A 26,380-nucleotide genomic window follows, 5' to 3' on the forward strand; every position below is an offset into this window, starting at 1 on the left:
AATGTCAAAAATGATCATACTTGAGCAAAATTAAGTTAATTGTGAAATTTAAAATAGAAAATTAACAAGTACCGCGCCATCTTCGCAGAGCTATCAGCCATTCTTTAGGTAGAAGATTACGTATTTTGCAGGTAAGATTTTTCCAAATAAAAAATCTCCAGTATTCTTGCAAAAAATATATATTCCTTTTTAGGGGATGTGGAAAGTGCTTACTGATACGCCACCGTTCTTTTGTATAGGTTAGAATGTCTCTGCTTTCCCCATCTGAAACATCAAATTTTGAGATCATGATAGGGAGTTCTTTAAAACTACAACCATCTACGTATAATCTGACGAGAAAATCATGATCTGCACACCACGTCAATGATGTATCAAATGGAAACTGGACTTGTAATTTTCTCTTAACAAAAATACTTTGATGACAAGTAGGTATGTGGTGCCAAATATCTGAAAGTTTTTGAGGAACCCTCTGAAAAACGCGTGTTTGATATCTATCAACTACAATTGAGGTAAATCCGCCATAAACAACATCAACTGAGCTATCAAGGTGAGTTGCCACTTGAGCCAATGTAGCTTCTGAATAAAATTGATCGCCAGAATTTATAAAAATGATCCAATCCCCGGTAGCTACCAATGCTCCTTTATTCATGGCATCATAAATTCCAGCATCTTTTTCACTAACCCAATAAGATATCATTTCATCTTTCTGGTGCAGAAAATTAACAGTGTCATCGTGTGATCCCCCGTCAATGATAATGTATTCTATGTTTGTATATGTCTGAGATATAACACTAGAAAATGTTTCACGTAACCCACAAAGTCGATTGTAAGTGACTGTAATAACGGAAATAGTTGGAAAATATTCATCAAAAGATGGTTGCTTTTCGAGTAGGCGTCTTCCACCAGAAATTTTTTTATCTATGTTGATTGGTTCCAAATCTTATAGCCACCCTCAAATAAGCTTCAATATTGAAACCACCTAGATTTCTGCAAAACCTGACGGTAGAGTTTTTTGTATAGCTGAACCTGAACTTTAAGTGAGTATTCAGTAAGCGCGATCGCTCCCTTGGGGCGGCTCCTTAGGAGCATCCCTCGACAGTCTAGCTTCATGCGAATCGCGCAATCTCTCATTTTCTAATAACACCTCAATCCCAGTAGAAAAATCATTTGTTAAACATCCTTGCCACTATTTGCAACTGCGAAGCTTCATATCAAATACAGGGCTACTCCAGGATCGACGAATAGACTCTAATTCATCGAGTACTGAGAATACCCCTTTCACATAATCCTGCCCAGTCCATTTCATTGCTCGTTCAAAACCACGTTCTATCAGTTTTTGGCGCAGAGGTATATCATCCCAGAGCAACTTAATGGCTGAAGCAATGTGTTCAGGATCTTTAGGATCTACTAGTAAAGCAGCATCTCCCAGTTGTTCTTCAGCACCTGTAACTTTGGAAGCAATCACAGGACAGCCAAGGGCAAAAGCTTCTAGAGGTGGTAGATTATCTGGACCAAAGAATGTAACAAAGGTGAGTGCAAATGCATTACGGTAGAGAGATATTAAATCTTCTTGAGGCACAAATCCCAAAAAGTATGCTTGTTCGGATAGCTCGAGTTCGGCTGTCAACTCCTTAATATATTGCTGAGTTCCCTTGTTAGAGCCAGAGAATACAACCGGAAAGGTAAGATTATACTTGTCTCTTAACCATTTAACAGCCAGTAGTAGATTGGCATGGTTCTTATGTGCCCAGAATTGAGCAGGGTAGAATAAATATTTATCAGGAATATTATATTTCTCAAAAATGACTTGCTCAAAGCACTCCGAAGTATTTAAGGTAAACTGTGGTGTAGGAAAAGGTATAACTTTAATTCGCTCAGGTGGTATTTGGTAAAATCGCTCAACTTCAGCTCTACCTGCATATGTTCCGACCAAAATAAAAGCAGATCGCTGCAATAAGGTTGAATATGACTTTTCTCGTAAGTTCCATTGTCCTTTTGAACTTACCTCTGGAAAATAGGGTTGAAGCCGATGTTGTAAATCCCAAACAGTAGTAATGTATGGAACCTCCATCGTTAGACAATGTGGTCCCAAAGACCATACAGCCTCGATATTGCTGTTTTCAATAAGCTTCGTGATAAGTTTTTCATTCCCTGATTGGACATTAAACTCGCTTGTGGGGTGTTGTAGCTTGTTAATAATAGCCTCGGCAGTCCTGGAAAGGATAGAGTGTAGTTTCTCTTTAAAGCTTCTATAAAGAGATATAAATTCAATATGCCGAAGTGATGGTAGCTGTGGGGGAGGTTCTTTTTGCCAACTAAACAAGATAAAGGTGTGACCACTCGCAGCTCCAACCTTGACTAGAGATTGGAACACTTCAGCTTCAAATGTATAACCACCACCAATTTCAGCTAGATGATGGCTTAAAAGTATACCTACTCTCATTTAGCCTTTCACCATAAAGTAAATACCCCAGGTATCAAATCCTGGATTCCGATCACTCATCCACTCGCGACATACAGTAAGCTTGTACTGCTTTTGTGCCAAGAGTAAGTCTATTTCCGGCTTAAACAGGTAACGCATTCGATGAGTTTCTTGAAGCTCCTCAACTGCACCAGTGTTTTTATATTTGATAAAGACTTGATAATTAACATCTACTAAATTGTCATTCGGATGCATAACTGGCTCAGCAATCCTAGTGACGCTAATTTCGTCATCCTCCAAGCGCTTGATAGGAACCATGGGGCGATCGCTCAAAACCGCAGGTCCATACCAGCAGTCGAAAATGAATACACCACCAGGCTTGAGATGAGTTTTAACCGTCGCAAATGCAGCCTGTAAATCCTCATTGGTAGTCTGATAGCTAATCACGTGAAAAAGCGAGATGACAGCATCATATTGCTTGTCCAGCCGAATAGTCCGGATATCTCCTTGGGAAAACTCTAATCTCGATGCTAGTTCTGTAGGGAATTGGGAAAGGCGATTGCTTGCTTTTTGCAACATTTCCTGGCTAAAATCCAACCCGTGAATTTGGTATCCCTCCTTTGCTAATAGAACTGCGTGGTTCCCTGTACCGCAACCCAATTCCAGGATATTTTCTGCATCTGGTGCATAGGTTTGAATCAACCGATGAATAAATTGCGCTTCTCCCACGTAGTCCTTATTGCGGTAGAGCAAATCGTAATAGCGGGCGTAATTGCGAAATACATTCATACTCATTAAGACCTTAACTTGAAATAAATACCGTGATAACAAGAGACTGAGTTTTTTGGGTAAAAGGGAATGAAGCAGCGATCTATTCTATCTTCCCAAATATCAATCAATTCATAGCCAATATTGTTAAAGCTCTCTATAAATTCTGTTTTATTGAATACATATTGAGGATAAAAAACCTTGCCACCGTTTTGTAAAGTCACAAATTGTTTGCCACTATATACAGGTAAGCGATTAATGAGAATGTGTGTAGGTTTTTTCGGCAGTTGTTCTATTTCTTTAAAAAAATTATCTATATATTGAACAGAACCAGAAGCTATTAAGATATCTGTATGACTACCATTTGTAAAAGATGTCGTAAATAATAAGTCTTTCTCTTGACGTTTTTTGGCTAGTTCCTCACCAGCCTTAACTATTTCTGGCAAATCACAAACAATCCATTTCACTTTATCAAAATTTACGTATTTTTTATAGGTATAAAAGTGAATGCCTATATTTCCACCCAAGTCAAAAATAGTATTTACAGGATGATCTGTGAAGATGGAGTGTAGCCAGAATAAGACTGAATAATCATAACAAGCAACTGTACGTTTGCTGTATTCCCAATCTCCTAACTCTGCCATCTCCTTATATTCTTGAGCTAGTTCATCATTGTCATAACCAATAGGTTTAGTTTTCGGTGCTGATTGAATAGCTTGTTCAAAGGTATTAAAAACTCCTCGAAAACAACCATAGCAGTCTCCTGCAAATCGAGTCTCGTATCCTAATTTCTGAAAATACCCATATGTTTTCTTTGCAAAGGGAATTGCCTTAATCATTTTCCTCATTTGAATACCTCCGCGATGACTTGTGCTACCCGGCAGATTTGATCATCAGTCAGGTATCAATGCACTCAAGCAAGTATTTTTTCTCGTTGCCGTCAAGCAATGGCTGATTAACTAGTATTGGGTTCATTAATTACCTAAGAACTATCTTGGCTTGCGCTGCACTAATGCCAGTAAACCGGGTTTTGTCCAGTTCACCCACATAGGGACCTTGTTTGACCTCAATCATTTCAGTTTCTTCTATGATCTCGAAACCATGACCACCAGTGACTAAAAGGATGACATCACCAGACTCTAAAATGCTACTTTCTAGGTATTGTTGCTCGTTGTTGTAAAAGTCTACGCGCAGCTTGCCCTTTTTAATCACTAGTACTTCCTGAGTGTATTCCACTTCACGGGGTACAGGATTGTGGACATGGGGTAGTATGACTTTACCCACTTGATGGCGCATATATGCCAACTGCTGAGATAGTTGACCTGGTGTTAAAAAGTGAATACCTGGCTCGTTAAAATTACGGGAGATAATTAGAGCTAAAAGCTGATTATGATAGGTAATCTGTTCAATCATTTTGATGATGGTTTTGTTGGAATAATCTCACTTAGCTAGATAGTATTTTGAGCAAAGGTGCATACTCGAATGACACTAAGTTAAAAAGCAAATGAGCAGAGAGCAGAGGGCAAGGAGCAGGGGGCTTTTTCTTAATTTTTCGCTGACAATTCATTTATCATCCAGTTCGACTGAATAAAGAATTTTCCCCACTTGGGATCTAGTTGCAAATCGCCATAAGGACCCGGGACTGCCTCTACTTGTAACGTACAACAGCGCTGGACAAAATCAATATTCTGTGTAAGATCTGAGTCTGTTATCCATGGACTAAGGAAGTACCGACCTGGATATAACCCAACATTGTCAACATAACCCTGCACAGTGATGTTGTCTTTAACTCGACCAACTTGCAAGCCATCATGATTTGAGCGAATATCAAGAATAGGGTCCCCTAACGCATTATGAACAATGACCCCAAAAGAAGGGTTAACAATTGGCTCATAAAATTGGGCGTGAAGTGTAAAACAAATGCTACCGCCAACCGGAATACTCATGGTTGGTTTTCCGTTACCGTTAGCAATCTCGAATTGAATAAGTTTGGCTTCCCCAGTCGTAATTCTGTCGTTCCATTCTCTTAAATCGATACTACTTCTTTGTTGGGTATCCCAGAGATATTTTCCTACGATTTCTGTAGGCTGTCCTGTAGCCGCGATACTTCCCGATTTTAATAGTATGGCTGTGCTACATAAGTATTGTATACTAGCCATATTATGACTTACAAATAAAACTGTTCTCCCTCCTTTTCCCACTTCCTCGATCTTCCCCAAACACTTTTCTTGGAACTGAGGATCTCCTACCGCCAGCACTTCATCCACAATTAAAATCTCCGGCTCCAAATGGGCAGCAACTGCAAACGCCAAACGTACATACATCCCTGACGAATACCGCTTCACTGGTGTATCTAAAAACTTTTGTACTTCCGCAAAATCAACTATTTCATCGAACCTGCGTTTAATTTCTGCCTTGCTCATCCCTAAAATTGCACCGTTAAGATAGATATTTTCTCTACCTGTTAACTCTGGATGAAACCCTGTCCCCACTTCTAACAAAGTTGCAACTCGACCCTTGATGTGGATTTGTCCTGTGGTTGGTTCTGTAATCCGACTCAGAATCTTCAGTAGTGTTGATTTACCCGCACCATTACAACCAATAATGCCAACACTGTCGCCTTGCTTAATCTCAAACGATACATCCTTCAATGCCCAAAACTCTTCACGAGATTTATTAGCTTCGTCTTTTGACTTTTGAGTTAAAGGATTGAGTGTTGTTAGCAAAGACTTTGCACCATTAGCAATTACATCCCGCAGTGCAGTGTAGCGCTCTTGCTGCTGATGACCAAGAATGTATTTTTTACCTAAATTTTCAACTCGGATGACAGTGTCAGACATTTGCTATTCACTTAAATCACATCTGCTTTTTGTGTAGTCACTAATATTTGGACACACCACAGCGGCGACACCAACTTTGAGCGTCAACTCTGATAATTTTCTTGTCTAAGAAACAATTCTTTAATGATTTCTGTGGGAAGCATGAGTTTAATAATGAATTTCCAAGTTCTAGGCAAGCAAATAATGGTAGGGCAAAAAAAGGCTGCTTTCATCAACCACTTAATTGCTTCCAGCTTATTTCCATTTGAATTTTCAAATCTTCCATGTTTTAACATAGCGGAAGCATAAAAAAATCTCAAACTTAACTTGTTTTTTAATCTAGTCAATAGATTGTGATCTTGTTGATATTTTTTAATCACCTTCCTGGCTTCTGCCATAGCAACGACATTATCCTTACAAGTCTTAGCATCATCATGATGTCTCATTTCTGAGAAACATTTTGGTAAGTAGTGAAGCGGATATATCATTCTTATACGCAGCCAAAAATCTAAGTCCATTGTGTATGATAATGAAAGATCTAAGCCATGTAATTGATGGAAAATATCTTGGCTAAAAAAGACAGAAGGTTGCGGTAAATATTTTTCATGATGATATTGAAGTAAATCTTGAAATGAATATCTTTCTCCCTTGACGTAATATCTCCAACTTTCTACGCCTTCTTCGTTAGCATTCATCAAATATCCATCTCCAGTAAGGAAATGACAATTGGGATTGTCACGCCAAAATCGCCCTACTTCCTGGAGAGTGTTTGGACAAAAAATATCATCAGAGTTAAGCCAAGCGTAAATCTTTCCTGTCGCTTTATGAAAACCTTTGTTTATAGCATCTGACTGTCCCCTATCTTTCTCGCTGACATAGTAGGCAAGCCATGGTGCATACTTTTCGATAATTTCGAGTGAATTATCTGTTGAGCCGGCATCAATAATGATGTATTCCAAATTCGGATAACCTTGAAGCAGCACTGAACGGATGGTTTGCTCAAGGAAGTGACCATAGTTGTAATTCGGCGTCACAATGCTGATGCGAGGATACTCAAAATCACCAGGTATTCGCTGCGACAAGGGAGGAGTTTGCTCTGTCCAGGGCCAACCAGTTTTACCTGGTGGGGGTGAGGGTAAGTCAGTTAAGGTGAGTGTTCTAGTGATGAGTGGCATAATAGGTGAACTTGTTAAATGTTGAGTACTTTTTATGTACGTTTTTCAGTTGTTGAAGTCAGAACTTGAAGAACGTTGATGAAGAGGAAGGCTAAAGAAACAATTCTCCAAGTAATTTGTCAAGATAAGTTTGATGAGTCCTTAGTAAGCACTTTAGTGCTTTGGAAAGGGCTGAAGCCCTCACTACAAGCCTTCAAAGTTGGTGTAATCAATTACTAGGCAGACACTTTCTGCTCCCTCTTGGTTTGTCTATTCAACACCTGATGATAGAGTGAGATATATCGCTGTGCCTGGAGTTCTATAGGGTATTCAGCAAGAGCGATCGCCCGACAATTTTGACTCATGCGATCACGCAAATTATCATCCTCCAACAACTGCACAATTCCATGACAAAAATCATCAGCATCTTCTGGTGTAGCTAAGTAGCCAGTGATATCTGGACGCACCAAATCAGGAACGCCACCAATTTTGAACGAAACCATTGGAGTGCCACATGCCATGCTTTCTTGTAGCACTAAGGGGAGATTGTCGGCGCGGGTGGGAAAAATAACCAAGTCAGCAGCAGAATAAGCGATAGATTTCAGGCGATCGCTGCTGACATAACCAAGGTTTACGGTAGCCATCCCCACTGCCTCAGAAATTGCCTCACCACCACGACCTATAGTTAAAAGCACAGTTTCAGTCTTCAGGGATGGGGGTAAGTTTTGTAAGCCTTTCAGTAGTAAATCACCTCCCTTGCGGGTATTTGTTAGACTTTCCGCTCCAAACATCAAAACCTTTTTGCCTATTGGAATATTAAGCAAAGAACGGCACTGTTCAGGGTCAAGAGGTTGATATACTTCTGTGTCAATACCATTAGGGATGTCATGAATGGGGAAGCGGTTAAGAATACTTTGTTTAACCTGTTGAGTCAGCCATTGACTGAGTGTCACAATTGTTAAATTGGCTTTGCTGTAAACCCAATTTTTCAGCTTCCACTCCAGATGAGTGTTGTCTTTAGGAACAGCGGGGTACGCCTCTGGGTAGGGACACTGACCGCAGCCAGTTTTCCAGCGATCGCAGTCATAGCTATAGGCGCAGTGACCCGTAAAACTCCACATATCGTGAAGCGTAAAAACTGCTGGTTTGTTTTCAGTTAATGCTGGAATTGCCAGGTAATTGAAGTAATCATTATGCAGATTGTGAAAGTTAAGAATATCTGCATTCTTGTAGAAACTGTGTTTCGGAATATCAAAGCTATTGACATGGTTGAGGTAGTTAAAGCCAAGACGCCAAGCTACACTCCAGAGCGGTTTTTCAATCCGTTTATTGCGCTGCAACAAGGCTACTTTGTCGCTACTGGTTTCGACTTGACCCACGAGCAACCGAGAGTCAACGCCTTGAGCCAGCAAACCTTGATGCAATCGATAGCCTGCGATCGCTGCTCCACCAGAAATATCAGATTGGTTGATGTGTAAAACGTTCATTGTGCTGGCTTGATAGTTTCTATTAACATGAATTCGGGTTTGTAAACTGTGTCATCCAGTTCCGTTTTTTAATTAATTGCCAAACAATGCTCCACATGACTATCTATCTTTCTGAAATTCCAAAACTGACTTTTCCACTTATCGATGGCAGTTAAATCTAGCCTTATTTTAGGAGATGAACTTCCATCAATCCATTGACTAATATATTCAAAATTTGCTCTGTCTATTGTTGGTAGTTGAGTATCACGAGCTATTTCCTTGGCACGGTTATCTATTTCTAAGATTAAAGACCTCTTCTTAGAGCAAAGACACCTTATTCCACCATGAAGCCTGGTACCAACGTAATCAAAAGAGATTCCAGAATTAATAAACTGATCCAAAGCTAGTAGAGACTCCTCCAGTATAATGACTGGAATATTTAGAGCAGATTTAAGCTCAGATATATATTCTGCGTCATACCTTCCTTGAGGCCAGAAATAGAATCTTTCATATTTAGAGAACAATAATTCTAGCAACTTTTTATCTAATTCAACATTTTTGTTATAGTCAGTAAGCATTAATAGTACATTGTCTGATTTAGCAATAGGAAAATGTCCAGGGTGCATTTCCGCCAATGGCCACATAGTTGGACAGCCAGTATTTAAGACATTTTTGATACCCATTTGCGGAAGTTTGTCCCTAGTATAGCTATCTCTTACAGAGTGTATGCCTTTTCTAGATAGAATCGTCTTTAAAAGAATTCGTGTATATAGATTTGGAGAACCTTGATACTGCCACCAACCCACTCCTAAAAGGATAGTCTGCTTTAATTGGAATGCTGTTTTAATTCCTATTTTCCACTGTCTATATTCATTCATTTTAGATGAAAGCAAATTTGTCCCACCAACAATAATTAATAAACATTCATTACGAATAAACTCAATTTCTTGTTTTGTTAAAGCACTATGAGTTGAAAACTTAGTAATATTTTTTATTCCAAAAATTTTATCTAATTCTCTTTCAACTGCGTCCTGAATAATTAAATCTCCTAAATTTGAGCTTGGAGCCCCAAAATTGTTTTCAATTCCTGGATCAAGTAGGCAAATTTTCATGGTTTGTTAGATTAGTAAATAATGATTTACTGCAAAGTTTTGCTATGGTCAACAATTCAGTTAAAGATATCGATGTGGCAGCAATACATTTCTCTTAATGTGGTATGGCTACAGGTGAACTCCACCGATGTGGCATAACAATGCTGCCATATCCGCTTGCTATGACTGGACGTCCTCTCAATGGTCCTTCCTCCACCTCTAAGCTAAAAGCTCCCTCAATATGGTCTTGTAGTTCACCATTGCTCATAATTGCAACATTCATTCTGTATATGCCAGCAATCAACAATATCTCATCAATTTCGCAAACTAACTTCGTACTTGTGTCTAGGTTGCCAGTATCTTGATAGCTACGCACAGAACTATTAAAGTTTGTCACTGGCTGACCGTACTGATCATAGAGAGTAAAAATGCATGACATTCCTGGTCGTGGTTTAGTCACATGAAAGACGAAATAAGCAGGGCGTCCTGTTGCTATAGTTGTCGATGTCCAGTCTGCACTACTAAAAACCTCGACTTTACTCAGGCGTATTTCTCCTTTTCCTTTTCGCTCTGTTCTTTCTAAAAGGTTTTGTGAACCAGATTTTTCAAGAGTTTGCAGATAAGTACTGACTGCTTCAAATGCAGTTTCGTCAGAGACAACAGTTCCGTATCTTAATAAAATTCCACGTGTACAGAGCGTTTGAACGACTCCCATATTGTGACTGACAAATAAAACTGTTCTTCCTTCTTTTCCTACCTCCTCCATCTTTCCTAAACACTTCTTCTGAAACTGAGCATCTCCTACTGCCAGCACTTCATCTACAATCAAAATTTCTGGCTCCAAATGTGCCGCCACCGCAAACGCCAAACGAACATACATTCCTGATGAATACCGCTTGACTGGCGTATCTAAAAACTTCTCCACCTCCGCAAAGGCGACAATTTCATCAAATTTCTTCTTAATCTCTGCCTTGCTCATCCCCAAAATTGCACCGTTGAGATAAATATTTTCTCTACCTGTCAGCTCTGGATGAAACCCTGTTCCTACTTCTAATAAACTGGCAACTCGACCCTTAATGCGAATTTGTCCTGTGGTTGGTTCTGTAATTCGGCTGAGAATCTTCAGTAGTGTGGATTTCCCTGCACCATTACGACCAATAATGCCAACTCTATCGCCCTGCTTGATCTCAAATGACACATCTTTCAATGCCCAAAACTCCTCAGAAAAATTCTTAGCTCGGTTTTTCGAGTTTTGAGTTACAGGATTGAGCTTTGTCAGCAGAGATTTTGCGCGACGAGTAATCACATCTCGCAGTGCTGTGTACTGCTCTTGCTGCTGGTGATCAATAGTGTATTTCTTGCCTAAATTTTCAACTCGGATAACAGTGTCAGACATTTACTATTCGCTTTTATTTGTTGTTATTGTGCTTAGTTAATAAGGTTATTACTGATTCATGTCATTAATTTTGCGAAGTTGTAGAAGTTTCGGTTTCGAGCGTTCGTACAGGGTTTTGATGATACATAAACCAATTAAAACTAATGCGATAGCTCGCTAACTGGATTTGTATTGAATTTACTCATGTAAACAACTTCTTAAATTACATCAGCAAACTGGCGTTCCATCTTGCGGAAATACCAAATCCCGCTGAAAAAGAGTAAGGCGACCAGTCCTAAAGACAGAATAAAACCCGGTAGATACAAATAAGACTCTCCTCCTAAAATCGCCCAACGGAAGCCATCAATCACTCCTACCATCGGGTTTAAGGAATAAAGCAACCGCCAATTTTCTGGAACAATGCTGCTGCTGAAGCCTACAGGCGAGATATACAGACCGAACTGCACAATAAACGGCACGATGTAGCGGAAATCCCGATACTGAACATTCAAAGAAGCCAACCATAACCCTGCTCCTATCGAAGCAGCAAAGGCAACCCCAATAAATAATGGCAGTGTCAAAATGCGCCAGCTAGGAACAAAGTTGTACCATGCCATCAACCCTAGCAAAATCATTCCTGAAATCAAAAAATCTACAAAGCTAACGACAACTGCACTTGTCGGTACAATCAAGCGAGGAAAATAGACTTTGGAAATAAGGTTGGAATTGGTGATCAGACTATTACTACACTCAGACAGGGAATTAGCAAAAAATTGCCAGGGTAACATTGCTGTAAATACCAAAATTGGATAGGGAACACCCTGCGAAGGCAACTTTGCCAACTGCCCAAACACGATTGAGAACACCACCATTGTCAAAAACGGACGAATCAGCGCCCAAGCCATTCCAATTGCCGTCTGCTTGTAACGTACAAGAATGTCTCGCCACGCCAGAAAATAGAATAATTCCCGGTAGCGCCATAAGTCTTTCCAGTATTCTTGTTCGGTGCGTCCGGCTTCAATGATGAACTCTTGCTTGAGGGTAGTGTTTTGATAACTCATAACTGGCTTAACCAACAAAGATAAAATCCTGGTTACCGAAAAAATGGGTTTAAAGCCCCGTCAAGGACGGCTTTCTAAATCTGGAACAAAAAAGCAGTATCGTGCGACAATATAAATAGCCTACAGGTTGAAATACCGCGCCCCACGTGCCCGACAAATATGGCTCGGCTAGGAAAAATGCGATCGCTTTGCCATACGAGCGATCGGAAAATAGTAAGGGCAAGAGCTACCGATAACTCTATAAAACCGGCAGTAACTGTTAAACAGCAGTGAATGATTCAACAGACAAAACAATTTGGAGTAATCCGCGTACCGTGGGGCACACGGGAACGTACTCTGAAATGGGTAAACGCTTGGGGAGTTGTCCATAAGTGGGTTGTAGCCTAAAAAACTGCAATATGCGCTTAGGCGCACGCTACGCGAACGGACAAGTATGAATTGTAAGACCTGTAATAAGGGAAACCTGACGGAGGCGAGTTCAGCCCAAGAATCCCCTGACTTTTAGGCAGGGGAGATGTCAATTTTGTATCCAACCATGCTTGCATGCCTGAGAGTAAACTCTCCCACAGAAGGGTTTCCTTGGGGATAAATTACTCCCATTGCTTGCTGCCAAAGTTCTGGTGGTGCTACAGACAAATCATAGGTAAACTCTTGCTTCCGCACGTGATACCACTTTTTCTCTTGACACTGGTCGCACCAGAAAGCTTCTAACCATTCACCATCAAAGGGTATTGCAGTTTTACTGGCTATTAAAATTAAGGCGTCTTTTCGTCGTATCCCTCGTTGCTGAAGTTGCCCAGCACTATCTGCAAACAACGGATACTTTTGACTCATACTGTCAAGATAGCAGCCATGTATCGGACAATAAATAGCTCGTCGTTTTGTACGTTTCCGATTTCGGTCACACCTTCTGTGCAATTCGACCTCCCGTATTAACAAGTAAATAAGAAGGTTACGTTGGAGGGACTGAGATCAACAAGACCATCGAAGCCCAACTCCTCAATCAACATTGAGATATTTAATTTCAAAAAGTATGTTTTCCCCTTGACGACTTCTTACGCATTTTATGAAGTGCCATGGTGCAGGGAGACTAACAACCCTATGATATAGCCCGCCGCAATACATCAAAATATTGCCTAGATATAACCTCAGGTGTGAAATAAGACTGCAAATATTGACGAGCAGAGTTACCCATACGCTCTGCTAAACGCTGATCGCGACTCAGCCGCGAAATAAACTCCGCCAGCTCGTAACTGTCTGCATTCTCAAACGTCTCACCACAGTTTGCATCTGCAATCAGTTGCCTCAAGTATGAATGATTTGGACAAATGACTGCTACTGGTCGTCCAGTTGCTAAAGCCGGATAAAGTTTGCAGGGAGCAACCAGACTTTCCATACCTGCATCCACGCTTACTAGCGATAAATCACAGGCTGTCAGGGAATAAGGTAGCACATATCTTGCTTGATATGGAAGAAACAAAAAGTTCTGAAGCCCTAATCGATTGACCTCCTCAATCAGTTCTTCTCGCTTAGCTCCGCCGCCTATACAGACAAACTGAATAGCCTCTTTTTGTAAGTACTTGGCAGCATTCAATATTGTATGTGTATCATGGCACCGACCCATGTTGCCTGAGTACATGACTGTAAATTTATTTACGAGATTGTACTGGTGGGCAAACCAGTTATCTTCTTTAGCAATCGGTACAATCGATTTAGAATCTGCCCAACTATGAATCACAGAAGTCTTATCAGCAACTTCTGGACAGATCGCCGCCACCTGTCGCTTCATAGCTGGACTAAGAACCACAATACCCTTGGCTTTTCGCAAAATCTCTCTATTTAGAACCTTCCACAATTTAGCCAACCAGTGGTGTTTTGGTATCACGTCAAGAGCGATCGCAATATCTGGATAAAGGTCATAGAGTATGCAAACGTAACTCAGTCCGAATAAGACGTGAGCCAGATAACCCAAAATTGGCAGAAATGGGGGAGCCGTAGTCAGTAAAACGACGTTACGATGACGGGCAGCATTCACCAGATAGAGCGCAGCACGCAAGGTGAACAGAATACCATTGATAGCTTTACCGCGAATCCGATCAGACCAAAATTGGGTCGTGCGCGATCGCTTAATTCGTACGCCACCAGACTGTTCAACAGCTGGAGCATAAGGAGTCGCAAAAGCGTAGCCTGGTTGACCTGTAAATACTTCAATGTCTACCCCTTGTTGCTGTAAATGTCTGACAAGCTCATCAATTAACTGTCCGGTTGCAGCGTAATCAGGCGGAAAAAATTGTGTAATCACAGACAACTTAATTAACTGGCCAACTTGAAAAAATTTGTAATTTCCGACTTGTAAGTCTTCATGGTGGCTTTGAACTAACTGCTTAAGCCTGTGGTTGTATTCCACGTGTAGTATACTCCTGGTGAAATCGCTGATCCGATCACTGCTATTAGACTGCCCAAAAAATCGTAAGACTTAACATCATAGGGACATTTTTTGGAACTTTGTGGAGAAATTCTTTAATAAGCACTGTACTTGAAATATTTTTATAAAATTTGCAAGAAACTTAGTCAATTTCACTGGTACCAATTGATTTACCCCTTAGTACAAATACGTGAATTTACTGAAGCTGAAATTCTAGTTTCAGGGTTAATATTATCCCCAATAAGATGGCTGTAGCCTTGAATATAGGCAAAGAAAAAAACATTAAATATAAATATTTAAATTTATAACTTTAAATTTTGCATTGCCCGAAGGGGAGTTGACAAGCTGTTAGAGAAAGCCAGCTTAAATTATTACCTAGTAAAAAGGAGATTTTTTTCTTGAAAACCTCATCTCTTAATGGGAATATCGGGAATAAAAACTATCTATCTCAGGTGCTTCAAACTCAATCTTTGCCTTTTTTAGAAGTAGAAAGAGATGATTGGGATTTGCTGCAATTTTTGAGTGTAATCAAGCGACGAGCACTAGTGATTGCAGTAGTCATGACTGCTGTTCTAGCTGGTGTTGTAGGTGGAACGTTAAAGCAAAAACCAGAATATCAAGCCAAATTTCGGATTTTAGCGGAACCTGTCAATAGTGATAACAACGAATTGCCGAAACTTGCCTCAAATTTTGAGCACAAATTAGATAAATCCAGTTTGGATTACGATACTCAGATTCAGGTTCTCAAGAGCCCTGAACTTATGGCAAGTATTATCAAAGAGTTGCAACTTTCTTATCCTGAAATTAACTATGATTCTCTTATAAATGCTCTGACGATTACTCGTTTAGGTGAAACAAAAATTATAGAATTTGGCTACCAAAATAACGATCCTGTTAAAGTTAAAGTCGTACTAGACACACTAGCTCAGGCTTACTTAAAGTACAGCTTAGAAGATAGACAGACTAATTTGCGTCAAGGGGTTCAATTTGTCGAAAAACAACTACCATCCCTACAGAGTCGGGTTGATCAAATTCAACAACAAGTGCAAAAGTTCAGACAAAACTACGACTTTATCGACCCGCAAAGTCAAGCACAGCAAATAGCTGAGCTAGTTCAGCAATTATCTGGGCAACGACTAGCTATTAATCAGCAATTAGCGATAACTCGCACTTATTTCGCTAGGATACAGGGAGCAGAGGGAGCTAAAACAGCACTGAGCGATGCTCCTGTCTATCAGCAGTTAATCACTGAAATTCGCCAACTAGAAGCTCAGACAGCTTTTGAATTAACTCGATTCCAAGAAAATACTGTACCCATCCAAGTATTGCGAGAAAAGCGGCAAAGGCTATTGCCCTTGCTACATCAGGAGGCGCAGCGAGTTTGGTCTATAAAAGTTGCTCAAGTGGCGAATGAAATTCAGAATTTAGAATCGCAAAGCCAAACACTTGCTCTAGCCGAAAAAAAACTTCAGAAAAAAGTAGAACAACTGCCAGTTTTGGCACGACAATACACAGAATTACAGCGCAACTTACAGATAGCCACTGAGAGCCTAAATCGTTTTCTTACTACCCGCGAAACTTTGCTAATTCAGGCAGCTCAGACACAAATTCCTTGGCAGTTAGTTCAAGCCCCAGTTCAGCCAGAAGTTCCTGTGTCTCCTAACACTCAACGTAATTTGATGTTGGGATTGGTTGCTAGTACGCTCTTGGGAATAGGTAGTGCGTTAGTCATTGAAAAGCTTGACGATACTTTCCATACGGTCGATGCCCTTAAGGAGAAGCTCAAACTACCCCTACTAGCAACTATTCCATTTGAAAAGCAACTCCCAAAACTTCAAAACCGCACTGTTGCAGATCAATCTCGCACAAAATTGACAAATTTGCGTTCTCAGGACACTTCTGAGTCGGCTGAAATTGTCGAGCATCAGGATGCACCGGATGAAGGCTACAAGCAGTATGAATCGCTGAAATTTTTGGAAGCTTTACGGGTACTTCATACCAATATTCAACTGCTCAGTTCTGATCAACCAATTCGCTCTCTAGTCATTAGTTCTGCTGGGGCTGGAGATGGTAAATCAACAGTTGCATTCCACTTAGCACAGATAGCTTCTACTATGGGACAACGAGTCCTACTGGTGGATGCCGATCTGCGCCGCCCCCGGATTCACACACTAACAAATATAAATAACTTGTGGGGATTGAGTAGTGTCATTTCTGGAAATATGCCAGTGGAGACGGTGATCCGACAACTACCTTCTGTAAGGGAATTCTCTGTCATCACAACAGGACCGATTCCACCTGATCCTGCAAAGTTGCTATCGTCACAAAAAATGAAGCAATTAATGGCAGATTTCCAAAAAGCCTTTGATTTGGTAATTTATGATACGCCTCCCTTAGTTGGTCTTGCTGATGCTAGCTTGCTGGCACCTTCCACTGATGGTATTGTGCTTGTCACTAGGATGCACAAAACAGACCGCTCGGTACTGAAAGAAGCTCTAGATAGCCTGAAAATAAACCGAAGTAATGTCTTAGGTCTAGTTATCAACGGGCACAAAAGTATGAGTTATTACAACTATTACAAATACAAAAAATAAATTCACAGTCTTGAGAAGACATTTCAAAACCTGCCTCTATAAATCCGTAAATCCGTCTGCGGAATCTTTCTAAGATATTCGCTATTTGATAAGTAGTGCTAAACGAAGTACCTCCTGCGTAAGTGGTACGCATCAAACTGATTCCCGAAAATGGTAAGGAATCTATCTGCTGAAGTGCAAGGTGCTGTCATCGCCGAATTGGATGTATACTGCGTATTTTATCCGTTGTCGGTGCAACGCCCGGTACATGGCTGATGTGAGCGTCAACGCAAACGTTACAGAGGATTGCGCTTTATGGAGCCAACACAACTAAGTCAGGAACTGCGTCAAGGAAAAAGCCCCGATATGACCCGTCGGCGATGGATTATCGGCTTGTCTATGCTTGGCGGTTCGATGGGACAACTCGTCTCACTCTACCAAACCGGGATCGTTGATCACTTACCTGATCCACCAGGACCCTTCGACGCAGACCGCGTTGACGCGTCTAACTACGCTTACAGCCGATTCAGCTCACCCGATGGACCGATTATGGTGGTTAATTACGCCCTCACTGCTTGGCTAGCTTCAGCTGGTGGTATAGACCGCGCACGGCGTAATCCGCTATTACCAATTGCAATGGGCGTCAAGCTCCTGATCGATGGGGTCACCTCCGCCGAGCTAGCTCGTGAGGAGTGGAGCGAGAACAAAGCGTTTTGTGAGTACTGCCAGGTGGCAACGCTTTGCTCGTTCGCGTCCATAGTGCTCGCAGTGCCGGAAGTTATGACTGCTGTTCGCACCCTGCTGGGACGCCGCGACAAGAACAGCGCAGCACAAGGCAACCAATAGATTCCTCCACGAAATCTCGCAAGGCTTTTTCCTTTCCTGACTAAGGAAAGAAAAAAAGCCCTCTTCTTCTAGGAGAGGAGTTAGGGAGAAGTCACGGCTTTCGGGGAATTCAAAAGTATCAATTGAAAATTAAAAATTTTTTTTAATTTTTGAATGTTTGAGCAGCGAGGATTATCGCCGATATTCGTCGCCGCAGTCGCCAATCAATTGATACAAATCCCGTGACTTACTAGATACGGCATTTATCTGATTCAAATCTTCAGCATCCAGCGTGAAGTTAAATACTTTGGTATTGTCTTCTATGTGTTCGGATACTCCCAGCCTTGCACCAACAATAACACCTGCAACAGTTGGCTGATCCAAAATATAACGTACTGCGACATTAGGGATAGTGACACTGTATTTGTCAGCTATCTCTTTAAGGGTAGAAAGTAATTCTTGAAAGAGTCTCCAACCACCCCAACCATCTATCATATTTTTGTATTTTCTTAAGCTAGCAGTGGTCAAGTCAAACCCTCGCGGCTCCTGTTTCCCTAAATACTTTTCTGATAACAAACCACCGCAAACTGTACCATATGTGAAAAGTTTTATATCATGCTGTTGACAAAACGGAATCATATTAACTTCAGGGCGGCGGTCAACAAGAGAAAATTGCACTTGGTTGGAAACTATTTTGATGCCTGCTTCCGTGATAATTTGCAAGTGTTCTGTATCAAAGTTAGTCAAAGCTAAATGCTTGATTTTTCCCTCAGCTTGCAATTCTGCCATATACTTGAGGGCATCGAGGTAATTTTTATCCCGGTATTCCCACCAGTGAAATTGCATTAAATCTAATGATTCTACACCCATCCTTCTGAGAGAAATATTAATGTTTTCTTCAACTAATTCTCTGGTCATCCTAGCAGGACGCGGTACCCATTTCGTAAAGGCTTGAATGTTAGATAAAGCCTCTTTACCACGAGTCGCAATTAACTGACGCCGAAACTCACCAATAAAATCTTCCGCAGGTCCATAATGGTCTGCTAAGTCCCAAGTCGTAAAGCCTGCATCAAAATATTTGAACATACTTTGAATCGCGGCTTTTGGATCAATGCGTCCGTGTGCGCCGGAGACTTGCCACATCCCGTTTAAGGTACGGCAAATGTTTAAATCAGGAGTGAATTGTAGACGGCTTGATGCGGGTAGGTTCATCACAAATTACGGCAGAATACCCCTTTCATGGGTTAAGCATGGTAGGGGAGGAATGCCGTCCTCCAACTATTGAACGACAAAAATTTTAGGTCTTGTTTGAGAGTATCATGGATGCCGAGTGCGCTGGCTGTTTCATGCTGGCAACTGCACCATCTCGCGCACATTTCCCCGCACACCACCCACTCCCTGAGCAAACTGGCGGTCTTGCTTGTGAACCATCATCGGCATCCCGTGCTTGGGAGTCATGACAATAAAACCACAGCGTTCAACTCTTTGCTGCGGAAGGTATTGCAGGCGGTATTTTTGTAGGAGCATTGCCACTACAATCTTAATGGTCAGCATCGCAAAGCCAGCTCCGATACAGATGCGTGACCCAGCACTAAAGGGGTTGTATTCAAACATCGTGGGTTCAAATCCCTCCCAGCGCTTGGGATTAAATCTCTCTGGCTCTGGATAAACTTCGGGCATATGATGGGTCTGGTAAATGTTGACGAAAACCTCGGTTCCGGCTGGCAAGGCGTAACCTCCGAGTTCAGTCGGAACCGAGGTAACACGCCCGTTCCAGGGTACAGGAGCCAACACCCGCATACTCTCTTTAATGACTCGTTCCAACAACGGTAACTGCTGCAACTGCTCAACAGTTGGTGCTTCTGCCTGCAACACGCTCTGGAGTTCATCAAGCAAGTTGGCGGCTACCTCTGGATGTTGTGAAAGCAGAAATAACGTCCACGTGAGGGCATTGGCACTGGTTTCATGCCCCGCCGCAAAGATTGCACCTACGTGTCCGAGCAGTTCGTCCTCAGTCAGCGCCACACCACTCTCAGCATCCCGTGCTTGGATTAACATTGAGAGTACATCCCCATCATCAGTGCTACTCGCTTGTTTACGCTGAATGAGGACGCGCATTTCGTCATCCAGTTGCGCCATTAAATTGAGTAAGTGATGGTACGGTAGCCCTGGTAAGTCAAAGGGCAACAGAGCAACCCCAACACTACCCTCTAAAGTGAAAGCTTTTTGTAAAATCTTGGTGGTTGTACCCCCCTCCTCACCAATATCACTGCCAAACAGAGTCTTGGTGGCTACGCGCAGGGTGAGGAGTCGCATCACCTCAGCAATGTCGGTTGGCTGGTTAATCGGCAATTGCTCCAGAACCGATTGGGTCATAGTAACAATATCGTCGCGGTAGGAATCGATTCGCTGTTTATGAAACGCAGGCATCAAAAGCTGGCGGTGCTGGCGGTGAGTTAGACTGTTGACACCAAACAGCCCCGCGCCAAAGTGCTTGAGCGGTTCTGTCCGCTTTGAATCATCCCGCTTGCTGTACAACCTCCCGGACAAGGGATACTTGTAGTAAATCTCGTGCTGGCTAGTCACTTGACGAACATATTCCGAACCGTAGGTCAACACTGTGCCAGGACAGTTGGGGAGCGGCGAGTAGAAATTAGTGCCCCCGCCTGCTGTCAGAGAGACCACCGGACCATAGGTTTGAAACAGAGAATGCGATACTCCTATCGAGTCTGTGGCAAAGCGCCAGACCATAGCAGAGCGTCCCAGAATTGGGAAAGGGCGAGGTCCAGGTACGGTCCATTTCGGTTGAGCGGTGATTGTTGTCATTGTTCGTAGAACAGTTCGTAGTTTTATGGACAAATATTCTAACTAACGCCAGCCTTTTTGAGCTTGCTCTAAAACATAAGCGGATACATCTTGTATTTCTTGCTCGGTAAGACGGTCTTTGTAAGCTGACATATTATTTTTACCGTTAGCCACAATCGAGGAAATTGCCTCAATGGAATCCATATGATATTTTTTGAGTGCTTTTAATTTTAAGTTTTTACCTCGCCTAACAATGTTGCTACCGTTAATATGACAACCAGCACATTGAACACTAAATATTTTTTCGCCATTAGCTGTATCTGCGGCTAATGCTGTAGGAATGAAGTTCAGATTTAAGACAATGAGTGTTAGTAAGATAATTGTGAGTAGTTTTTTCAATTTGATATTCATTTCGATATTACATTAGGTTGTATTTTAAAAATACTACCCCTAGTTTGCATGTCAGCGAGCGCTTGGATTCTTGGTACGATTGTGGGCTGAAATCGCGATAAGTTATTCATCACACCAATAGTAATCATAGCGGTAATTTTACATAATGTTCTGGGGTTAATCTTAGGTTATATCGGCGCAGCTATTACAGGTAAATCAACAGCTATTTGCCGTACAATTTCGATTATGTGGGAATGCAAAATTCTGGTGAGTGCTGTAGCATTAGCTCTAGCACATTTTGAACCAGTAGCAGCGATACCAGGAGCTATATTTAGCGTCTGTCACAATCTTACAGGTTCGCACTATACTACTGGGCTTACACCCAGTGCCAAAGCCAATCGCAACAAAAAGCAATTATTCCATCAAACCCTTACCTTGTATGATTTTTACTCCTTTTAGCCCCAATTGAACAGAAAGTTTCAATTAGTCAGCGACAAGGACAGCCAGAAGCCTGATTGTTCCGCTTTACAATACGCGATCGCAAGGAACAAAAAGAACAGATTCCGCAAGTGTTGCGGGTGTGGCTGCGTTACAAGCGTGAGAAATACTTTGGTGCACACCGAACACCGTCCAAGTCGGCACAAAAATCATGCAAAACCCAGATCCGTTAGAGAGCACATTTGACACGCTGATAAATGACTATATTTTGAGCAAGATTTACCCAACCCCACTATACACAACCGATGCTACCGGACATGAAATTATGAATCAAAATAAGGGCAAACATTTCTCATAAATTGAGTCATACTTTCTTTAACTTCTTCGTTGTTGTGATTAAAGAAGTCAAACCAAAGCATAAGACGATCTTCTGGATGAAAGCGTTCTCGTATTTGTAGAACGATATCCTCTGGAGTTCCAACTAGTGCATTGTTTGTAGCTTTGATAATCTTTTGTGGATCAAGCGTTCCCTCAATTGCTTGCCAATATGCGTGCAGTGCTTGATTAGCTCTTGCGCGTGCTATTGCCCGTCTTTGAGCAATAGACTTTTTGGGAGTATTATCGATAAAAACCAGAACGGTGCGTGGCATATACCAACGTTGCCATTCTCCTCCATCTGAATGAAATTTGGTTTTCATGCGTCGATGAGTTTCTTCAATGTGTGCTTCCGGTGTGATGGAAAGGTTAAAAACTCTACAAGGTAAAATAGTATTTGCCAACTCCTGAGTTATAGGGTTATGAGAACCAATAATTAACCGCAACAGATTAAGAGATGCTTGAGCGGGGATAATACCAATACGGTCAAAATTCCAGAAAGGGGGAATTTCGATTTGGTTCACTTGTTTACCATATGCCTGAAGAACTTTTGACCATTCCTGATCGCTCTTGAAGTCTTCACGACTGATAATTTTGGATCTGACCTCTTGTGATGAGAAAATATCACCCTTAACAAAGCGTAGGAAAATTTCGGTGGCTTCTTGAAAAAGTTTTACCTTGATGACATGCCAAGCTGCGTTTTCGACAGCAGAACGGGGAACGATGCCATAAGGAGCATTGGAAAAGGGAAAACGTCCAGTGGCAAAACCGAGGTGAATAAGACGATTTTCAGTTGGATCTAACTCATGAAGAGTAAGAAACGTTTTCACGGCTTCAGCATGAGCTATCGGACCACCGTTGACAAGGATATTGCGAATGGCTGAACCTACGTGAATGCGTTTTGTAAGAGCAAAAATTTTATGGGCTAACTGGAGAATATCGGTATTGAGACCAATCTCGCTTTTGAAATTGGGAATAACAGGATTTGGATTATGTTTTTGAACTTCACATGAAAGATGACTCTCTGCCACCCAAGCTATTTCGTAACCAAGCTCATCTGCATGACTCACTTGGTCAAAGAAATTATGGAACATGGTGCGTTCATTGGGAAGGTAACCGTTAATCTCTGTTTGGCAAATGGAGAAAAAGACATCAAACTTCATAGAAATTTCTTTATTCTAGGGGAAGCGATGCTGCAATGGTACGACTCATGCTAAATCGTCTCGCCTCTTAAGATTTACTTTATAAATCATCTCTTAGGACGAGGATTTTAAGGGAAGACAGCCCTTACTACAAACTTTCTTTTACTGCTTTCAAAGTCATTCTTGGCATCGCCTAGTAAGTGATTTCTACAAGCTATATAACTCAATGGCACGCTTGTTAACGTAAAACCCTTTGAAATTAAGCTTTTTTTCTCGTTACCGGGCTGCTGCCTGCAATATTTTAACGCCAGGCAGCAGCCTCCCAAAATGTGTTAAGAGTCCGGAGGCTCTTAACGAGTCGGCACAAGAGTTTGGTCTTAACAAGCGTGCCATTCCTACATAACTAAATCTCCTTTGCTGGGTAGAATTTTGATGCTCTATCTGTTGATTATCATCTAGAGTGTCTGCAAAATCACAACTTAGATGAATCGCAAGCGTTTATTATTGGCGATCGCCGCACTGCTGCTGATTGCCTTTTCTTGGTGGGGTGTCATTACAGCGCGTACTGGGTTAGTGGTGCGTAGCCTTGAACGTGAAGGAGTACCGATGCTGTACCTTGCGCCACCCAACGCCCAGAAGATACCGGGTGTCCTCATAGCGCACGGTTATGCGGGTTCCAAGCAGTTGATGTTGGGTTACGCTCACGTTTTGGCACACGCAGGTTATGCTGTGATGCTATGGGATTTTGACAGTCATGGGGCGAACGCCAAACCACTGGAACGTGGTTCACTCCAGCAAAACCTAGATGTTGCTTATGCAGCAATTTTGGAACAACCAGAAGTAGATTCGTCGCGGTTGGCGTTGCTGGGTCATTCTATGGGGAGTGGTGCGGTAATGTCGGCGGGTATCCGCGATGTCAACCGTTTTGCTGCAACTGTTGCGGTTTCGCCCACGGGTGCAAATGTCACGCCCTCAGCCCCGCGTAACCTGCAGTTGCAAGCTGGTACTTGGGAAGGTCGCTTTGTTGCCAATGCACAGCGGTTGCTGAGGACGGCGGGAGGAGAAAATGACAACTTTGCTGAGGGAAGGGGGCGATCGCTTGTCGTCATTCCCAACGCTGAACACATCACCATTTTATTCCGCGATGCTAGCCAGCAAGCTGCCAAAAACTGGCTTGATGCCACGTTTGGAGTGCAACGCAGCAGTAACTATGTTGACTATCGGATGATTTGGTATTTCCTGCACTTGCTAGCATGGTTGGCTTTACTTGGTGCAGTTGCGCCTGTTTTGCACGCCACCCCAGATAAGCTGAAAGTTCATCAGTTAAGAAGTTGGACAGGTTTACTGGCTGCACCATTTGTCGCAAGCGGTGTACTCGCATTGTTGAGTCGTGGTGGAGATATTAACAGTTTAGGTGGCTTGCTGGTAGGTGGTGCGGTGAGCATTTGGTTCGGTGCTGCGGGTTTCGTTTGGCTGGCTGTCATGTCTCGCTTGCCGCGTCCTACACTACGAACTGTGGGGCTAGGTGTAGGGCTATTTGTAGTATTGTGGGTTGCCTTTGGTGCAATGGCGCAGGTGCTGTGGTTGCAGTGGTGGCTGATTCCACCACGTTTTCAGTTGTTTCCCCTCATGTCACTTGCTTGTTTTCCTTGGTTTTTGGCATCTGGAGTTGCACAACAAGGCGTTGGAGTTGGACGACGAATTCTGTGGTGGCTAGGACAAAGTGTGATTTTGGTAGGGGGTTTTATTTTGGTGCTTTACTTGTTGCCTGAACTCGGCTTCATTTACCTTTTACTGCCATTGTTTCCCTTGGTTATGAGTATTTTTTCTTATGTTGCCAGCTTGTTTGCAGAACCTTGGAGTTATGGCATTGGTAGCGCGTTATTGTTTGGTTGGATATTAGCTGCTGCCTTTCCTTTAGCTAGCTAGTTGTTTTCTATCTATTCTACCTAAAGGATGTACCGCGTTAGAAAATATTGCGTCACGATAAAGAAGAGACATACTCTCGATAAATTTCTATAAGTTAAATCTCAAAGAGCATTAAAGATGACTAATAATATCAAAGAGCAAATTAAAAACGACCTGCAACAAGCAAAACAAACCGGACAAGTCAGAGCCGAACGTGTTCGAGAAATTGTAAAATCTGCACTTTCTCAGGTAGTTTCTGAGTTTAAAGAAGGTTCTACTGAACTTCGCACCCTTGTTAAAGATGCTGTCTCTACTGTCATTGAAAACTTACAAGAAAAAGGCAGCGACGTGAAAGAAGAAGTGACGGCATCCATTGAGGGAGCCTTGGAAGCAGTTAATAGTAAAAGACACGAATCGATTGCTAAAACTCAAGCTGAAGTTAAGCAGCTACAAGCTAAATTAGATGAAGAAGAAGAAAAAATTCAGCAAGAAGTTGAAGGAATTCTAGTAGAAATTCAAGACACAAGTAAAGAAAAATCTGCTAGTGCAAAAAGTGCTATTGAATCGGCTATCAATGGCATCAAAAATAGTGATGAAGCAGAATTGTTAAAGAAACGCTATGCCCAACTGCGAGCACAACTTGCTATAGTACAAGCTAATTTAGCCGCACGTTATGGCGGACGTACTGAGGAAGTTCAAGGATATTTAGACGAAGCTAAAAACTGGTTTAACCAAGCCCGTCCACAAGCAGAAGTGGTAGTTGCACAGGTACAAGAAAAAAGTACCCAGATAGACGAAAAACTTGGTGAAGCAGGTACGGCGATCGCTAAAAAAGAGCGTCAAATCAAACAAATATTAAGGGAGTTACTCTATGCAGCGGCTGACAGGTTGAAAGATAAAGAACCTGTTAAAAAATAGGTAGACTACCAGCGACAGGGTAGGCAAATGCCTACCCTAATTTTTACATTTACATAATTTAAAGTAGAGACGCGACATGAATGCCGCGTCTCTACAGTTTTTTAGCGTCTTTTTTTGCAATTTCAAGGAGGATGACTACCAATAGTGCAAAAGGTTAGTATATTTCTCCCCCTCTGTCCAGTTTCTCTTCGTACTTAGCAATGACCCAAATTGCATGAATACTACCGGGAAGCCAACCAAGAAGCGTAAGTAAAACGTTAATCAACAGAGTAGGACCAACACCGACTGTTAGGAAAACGCCTAAAGGAGGCACGACCAAACCTAGAATAAAACGAAGTAATTTCATGGGATTTCTGCTACTTTCTTAAATTGTTTTCACTTTCATTTTCTTTAATTAACCGAATGAAGAACTCCTCCACAGGAGT

Annotated in this window: 23 protein-coding genes; 5 read left to right on the top strand and 18 right to left on the bottom strand. The window is 41.9% G+C overall.

What is annotated here, in order from left to right; translation table 11 throughout:
• Window positions 1–61: 61 nt before the first annotated feature.
• From ACM0OZ_RS14905 to ACM0OZ_RS14965, 13 genes are all read right to left on the bottom strand, one after another.
• Window positions 62–937, bottom strand: a complete 876-nt coding sequence (locus ACM0OZ_RS14905; RefSeq protein ID WP_414583593.1) for a glycosyltransferase family 2 protein — start codon at window positions 935–937, stop codon at window positions 62–64.
• A gap of 249 nt (window positions 938–1,186) precedes the next feature.
• Window positions 1,187–2,443 carry a glycosyltransferase family 4 protein gene (locus ACM0OZ_RS14910; protein WP_414583594.1) on the bottom strand — a complete coding sequence of 419 codons (1,257 nt, stop codon included), beginning with the start codon at window positions 2,441–2,443 and terminating at the stop codon, window positions 1,187–1,189.
• Complete coding sequence (locus ACM0OZ_RS14915; RefSeq protein WP_414583595.1) at window positions 2,444–3,211, bottom strand: class I SAM-dependent DNA methyltransferase; 768 nt, start codon at window positions 3,209–3,211, stop codon at window positions 2,444–2,446. It abuts the gene before it with no gap.
• A gap of 5 nt (window positions 3,212–3,216) precedes the next feature.
• Complete coding sequence (locus tag ACM0OZ_RS14920; protein WP_414583596.1) at window positions 3,217–4,038, bottom strand: methyltransferase, TIGR04325 family; 822 nt, start codon at window positions 4,036–4,038, stop codon at window positions 3,217–3,219.
• 130 nt (window positions 4,039–4,168) lie between these two features.
• A complete protein-coding gene (locus tag ACM0OZ_RS14925) occupies window positions 4,169–4,603 on the bottom strand; it encodes a hypothetical protein (protein WP_414583597.1) in 435 nt (144 codons plus the stop codon).
• A gap of 131 nt (window positions 4,604–4,734) precedes the next feature.
• Window positions 4,735–6,030 carry an ABC transporter ATP-binding protein gene (locus tag ACM0OZ_RS14930; protein WP_414583598.1) on the bottom strand — a complete coding sequence of 432 codons (1,296 nt, stop codon included), beginning with the start codon at window positions 6,028–6,030 and terminating at the stop codon, window positions 4,735–4,737.
• 83 nt (window positions 6,031–6,113) lie between these two features.
• Entirely contained in the window at window positions 6,114–7,184 is a 1,071-nt protein-coding gene (locus ACM0OZ_RS14935; RefSeq protein ID WP_414583599.1) for a glycosyltransferase family 2 protein, read from the bottom strand.
• 215 nt (window positions 7,185–7,399) lie between these two features.
• Window positions 7,400–8,650, bottom strand: a complete 1,251-nt coding sequence (locus ACM0OZ_RS14940) for a glycosyltransferase family 4 protein (protein ID WP_414583600.1) — start codon at window positions 8,648–8,650, stop codon at window positions 7,400–7,402.
• Window positions 8,651–8,718: 68 nt separating this feature from the next.
• A complete protein-coding gene (locus ACM0OZ_RS14945; protein ID WP_414583601.1) occupies window positions 8,719–9,741 on the bottom strand; it encodes a polysaccharide pyruvyl transferase family protein in 1,023 nt (340 codons plus the stop codon).
• Window positions 9,742–9,835: 94 nt separating this feature from the next.
• Entirely contained in the window at window positions 9,836–11,116 is a 1,281-nt protein-coding gene (locus ACM0OZ_RS14950; RefSeq protein WP_414583603.1) for an ABC transporter ATP-binding protein, read from the bottom strand.
• Between the two features lie 197 nt (window positions 11,117–11,313).
• The gene (locus ACM0OZ_RS14955; RefSeq protein WP_414583605.1) at window positions 11,314–12,156 is read right to left on the bottom strand and encodes an ABC transporter permease; all 843 of its coding nucleotides are present in this window, start codon (window positions 12,154–12,156) and stop codon (window positions 11,314–11,316) included.
• A 501-nt stretch (window positions 12,157–12,657) separates the two neighbouring features.
• Window positions 12,658–13,074 carry a hypothetical protein gene (locus ACM0OZ_RS14960; protein ID WP_414583606.1) on the bottom strand — a complete coding sequence of 139 codons (417 nt, stop codon included), beginning with the start codon at window positions 13,072–13,074 and terminating at the stop codon, window positions 12,658–12,660.
• A gap of 181 nt (window positions 13,075–13,255) precedes the next feature.
• The gene (locus ACM0OZ_RS14965; RefSeq protein ID WP_414583607.1) at window positions 13,256–14,563 is read right to left on the bottom strand and encodes a glycosyltransferase family 4 protein; all 1,308 of its coding nucleotides are present in this window, start codon (window positions 14,561–14,563) and stop codon (window positions 13,256–13,258) included.
• A 416-nt stretch (window positions 14,564–14,979) separates the two neighbouring features.
• Here ACM0OZ_RS14965 and ACM0OZ_RS14970 point away from each other — a divergent pair, with 416 nt between their 5' ends.
• Both ACM0OZ_RS14970 and ACM0OZ_RS14975 read left to right on the top strand, forming a co-directional pair.
• A complete protein-coding gene (locus tag ACM0OZ_RS14970) occupies window positions 14,980–17,175 on the top strand; it encodes a GumC family protein (RefSeq protein ID WP_414583608.1) in 2,196 nt (731 codons plus the stop codon).
• 294 nt (window positions 17,176–17,469) lie between these two features.
• On the top strand, window positions 17,470–18,000 hold the full coding sequence (locus tag ACM0OZ_RS14975; RefSeq protein WP_096565727.1) for a vitamin K epoxide reductase family protein: 531 nt from the start codon (window positions 17,470–17,472) through the stop codon (window positions 17,998–18,000).
• A gap of 171 nt (window positions 18,001–18,171) precedes the next feature.
• On the opposite strand, the gene ACM0OZ_RS14980 is transcribed toward ACM0OZ_RS14975, so the two are convergent.
• From ACM0OZ_RS14980 to petJ, 3 genes are all read right to left on the bottom strand, one after another.
• Window positions 18,172–19,191, bottom strand: coding sequence for an aldo/keto reductase (locus tag ACM0OZ_RS14980; protein ID WP_414583609.1), 1,020 nt, complete (start codon window positions 19,189–19,191; stop codon window positions 18,172–18,174).
• A gap of 132 nt (window positions 19,192–19,323) precedes the next feature.
• Window positions 19,324–20,805 (bottom strand): cytochrome P450, encoded by a 1,482-nt coding sequence (locus ACM0OZ_RS14985; RefSeq protein WP_414583610.1) that lies wholly within the window; start codon window positions 20,803–20,805, stop codon window positions 19,324–19,326.
• A 42-nt stretch (window positions 20,806–20,847) separates the two neighbouring features.
• Window positions 20,848–21,195 (bottom strand): cytochrome c6 PetJ, encoded by a 348-nt coding sequence (gene petJ, locus ACM0OZ_RS14990; protein ID WP_414583611.1) that lies wholly within the window; start codon window positions 21,193–21,195, stop codon window positions 20,848–20,850.
• Between the two features lie 225 nt (window positions 21,196–21,420).
• Here petJ and ACM0OZ_RS14995 point away from each other — a divergent pair, with 225 nt between their 5' ends.
• Window positions 21,421–21,633, top strand: a complete 213-nt coding sequence (locus tag ACM0OZ_RS14995; protein ID WP_414583612.1) for a hypothetical protein — start codon at window positions 21,421–21,423, stop codon at window positions 21,631–21,633.
• Window positions 21,634–21,935: 302 nt separating this feature from the next.
• On the opposite strand, the gene ACM0OZ_RS15000 is transcribed toward ACM0OZ_RS14995, so the two are convergent.
• Window positions 21,936–23,150 (bottom strand): LLM class flavin-dependent oxidoreductase, encoded by a 1,215-nt coding sequence (locus tag ACM0OZ_RS15000; RefSeq protein WP_414583613.1) that lies wholly within the window; start codon window positions 23,148–23,150, stop codon window positions 21,936–21,938.
• A gap of 462 nt (window positions 23,151–23,612) precedes the next feature.
• Here ACM0OZ_RS15000 and ACM0OZ_RS15005 point away from each other — a divergent pair, with 462 nt between their 5' ends.
• Together ACM0OZ_RS15005 and ACM0OZ_RS15010 are read left to right on the top strand one after the other, a co-directional pair.
• Window positions 23,613–25,058, top strand: a complete 1,446-nt coding sequence (locus ACM0OZ_RS15005; protein ID WP_414583614.1) for a serine aminopeptidase domain-containing protein — start codon at window positions 23,613–23,615, stop codon at window positions 25,056–25,058.
• Between the two features lie 117 nt (window positions 25,059–25,175).
• A complete protein-coding gene (locus tag ACM0OZ_RS15010) occupies window positions 25,176–25,955 on the top strand; it encodes a histidine kinase (RefSeq protein WP_414583615.1) in 780 nt (259 codons plus the stop codon).
• Window positions 25,956–26,109: 154 nt separating this feature from the next.
• On the opposite strand, the gene ACM0OZ_RS15015 is transcribed toward ACM0OZ_RS15010, so the two are convergent.
• Entirely contained in the window at window positions 26,110–26,301 is a 192-nt protein-coding gene (locus tag ACM0OZ_RS15015; protein ID WP_414583616.1) for a YqaE/Pmp3 family membrane protein, read from the bottom strand.
• Window positions 26,302–26,380 lie beyond the last annotated feature (79 nt).

The sequence above is a fragment of the Scytonema sp. PCC 10023 genome (assembly GCF_963920835.1).
In the GTDB taxonomy this organism is placed as follows: Bacteria; Cyanobacteriota; Cyanobacteriia; order Cyanobacteriales; family Nostocaceae; genus Kalymmatonema.

Bases quoted from the DNA above. Each gene is read 5' to 3' on its own strand.
- ACM0OZ_RS14910 (WP_414583594.1), bottom strand. From the start codon at position 2,443: ATGAGAGTAGGTATACTTTTAAGCCATCATCTAGCTGAAATTGGTGGT.
- ACM0OZ_RS14915 (WP_414583595.1), bottom strand. From the start codon at position 3,211: ATGAATGTATTTCGCAATTACGCCCGCTATTACGATTTGCTCTACCGC.
- ACM0OZ_RS14920 (WP_414583596.1), bottom strand. From the start codon at position 4,038: ATGAGGAAAATGATTAAGGCAATTCCCTTTGCAAAGAAAACATATGGG.
- ACM0OZ_RS14925 (WP_414583597.1), bottom strand. From the start codon at position 4,603: ATGATTGAACAGATTACCTATCATAATCAGCTTTTAGCTCTAATTATC.
- ACM0OZ_RS14930 (WP_414583598.1), bottom strand. From the start codon at position 6,030: ATGTCTGACACTGTCATCCGAGTTGAAAATTTAGGTAAAAAATACATT.
- ACM0OZ_RS14935 (WP_414583599.1), bottom strand. From the start codon at position 7,184: ATGCCACTCATCACTAGAACACTCACCTTAACTGACTTACCCTCACCC.
- ACM0OZ_RS14940 (WP_414583600.1), bottom strand. From the start codon at position 8,650: ATGAACGTTTTACACATCAACCAATCTGATATTTCTGGTGGAGCAGCG.
- ACM0OZ_RS14945 (WP_414583601.1), bottom strand. From the start codon at position 9,741: ATGAAAATTTGCCTACTTGATCCAGGAATTGAAAACAATTTTGGGGCT.
- ACM0OZ_RS14950 (WP_414583603.1), bottom strand. From the start codon at position 11,116: ATGTCTGACACTGTTATCCGAGTTGAAAATTTAGGCAAGAAATACACT.
- ACM0OZ_RS14955 (WP_414583605.1), bottom strand. From the start codon at position 12,156: ATGAGTTATCAAAACACTACCCTCAAGCAAGAGTTCATCATTGAAGCC.
- ACM0OZ_RS14975 (WP_096565727.1), top strand. From the start codon at position 17,470: ATGGAGCCAACACAACTAAGTCAGGAACTGCGTCAAGGAAAAAGCCCC.
- ACM0OZ_RS14980 (WP_414583609.1), bottom strand. From the start codon at position 19,191: ATGAACCTACCCGCATCAAGCCGTCTACAATTCACTCCTGATTTAAAC.
- ACM0OZ_RS14985 (WP_414583610.1), bottom strand. From the start codon at position 20,805: ATGACAACAATCACCGCTCAACCGAAATGGACCGTACCTGGACCTCGC.
- petJ (WP_414583611.1), bottom strand. From the start codon at position 21,195: ATGAATATCAAATTGAAAAAACTACTCACAATTATCTTACTAACACTC.
- ACM0OZ_RS14995 (WP_414583612.1), top strand. From the start codon at position 21,421: ATGTGGGAATGCAAAATTCTGGTGAGTGCTGTAGCATTAGCTCTAGCA.
- ACM0OZ_RS15000 (WP_414583613.1), bottom strand. From the start codon at position 23,150: ATGAAGTTTGATGTCTTTTTCTCCATTTGCCAAACAGAGATTAACGGT.
- ACM0OZ_RS15005 (WP_414583614.1), top strand. From the start codon at position 23,613: ATGAATCGCAAGCGTTTATTATTGGCGATCGCCGCACTGCTGCTGATT.
- ACM0OZ_RS15010 (WP_414583615.1), top strand. From the start codon at position 25,176: ATGACTAATAATATCAAAGAGCAAATTAAAAACGACCTGCAACAAGCA.
- ACM0OZ_RS15015 (WP_414583616.1), bottom strand. From the start codon at position 26,301: ATGAAATTACTTCGTTTTATTCTAGGTTTGGTCGTGCCTCCTTTAGGC.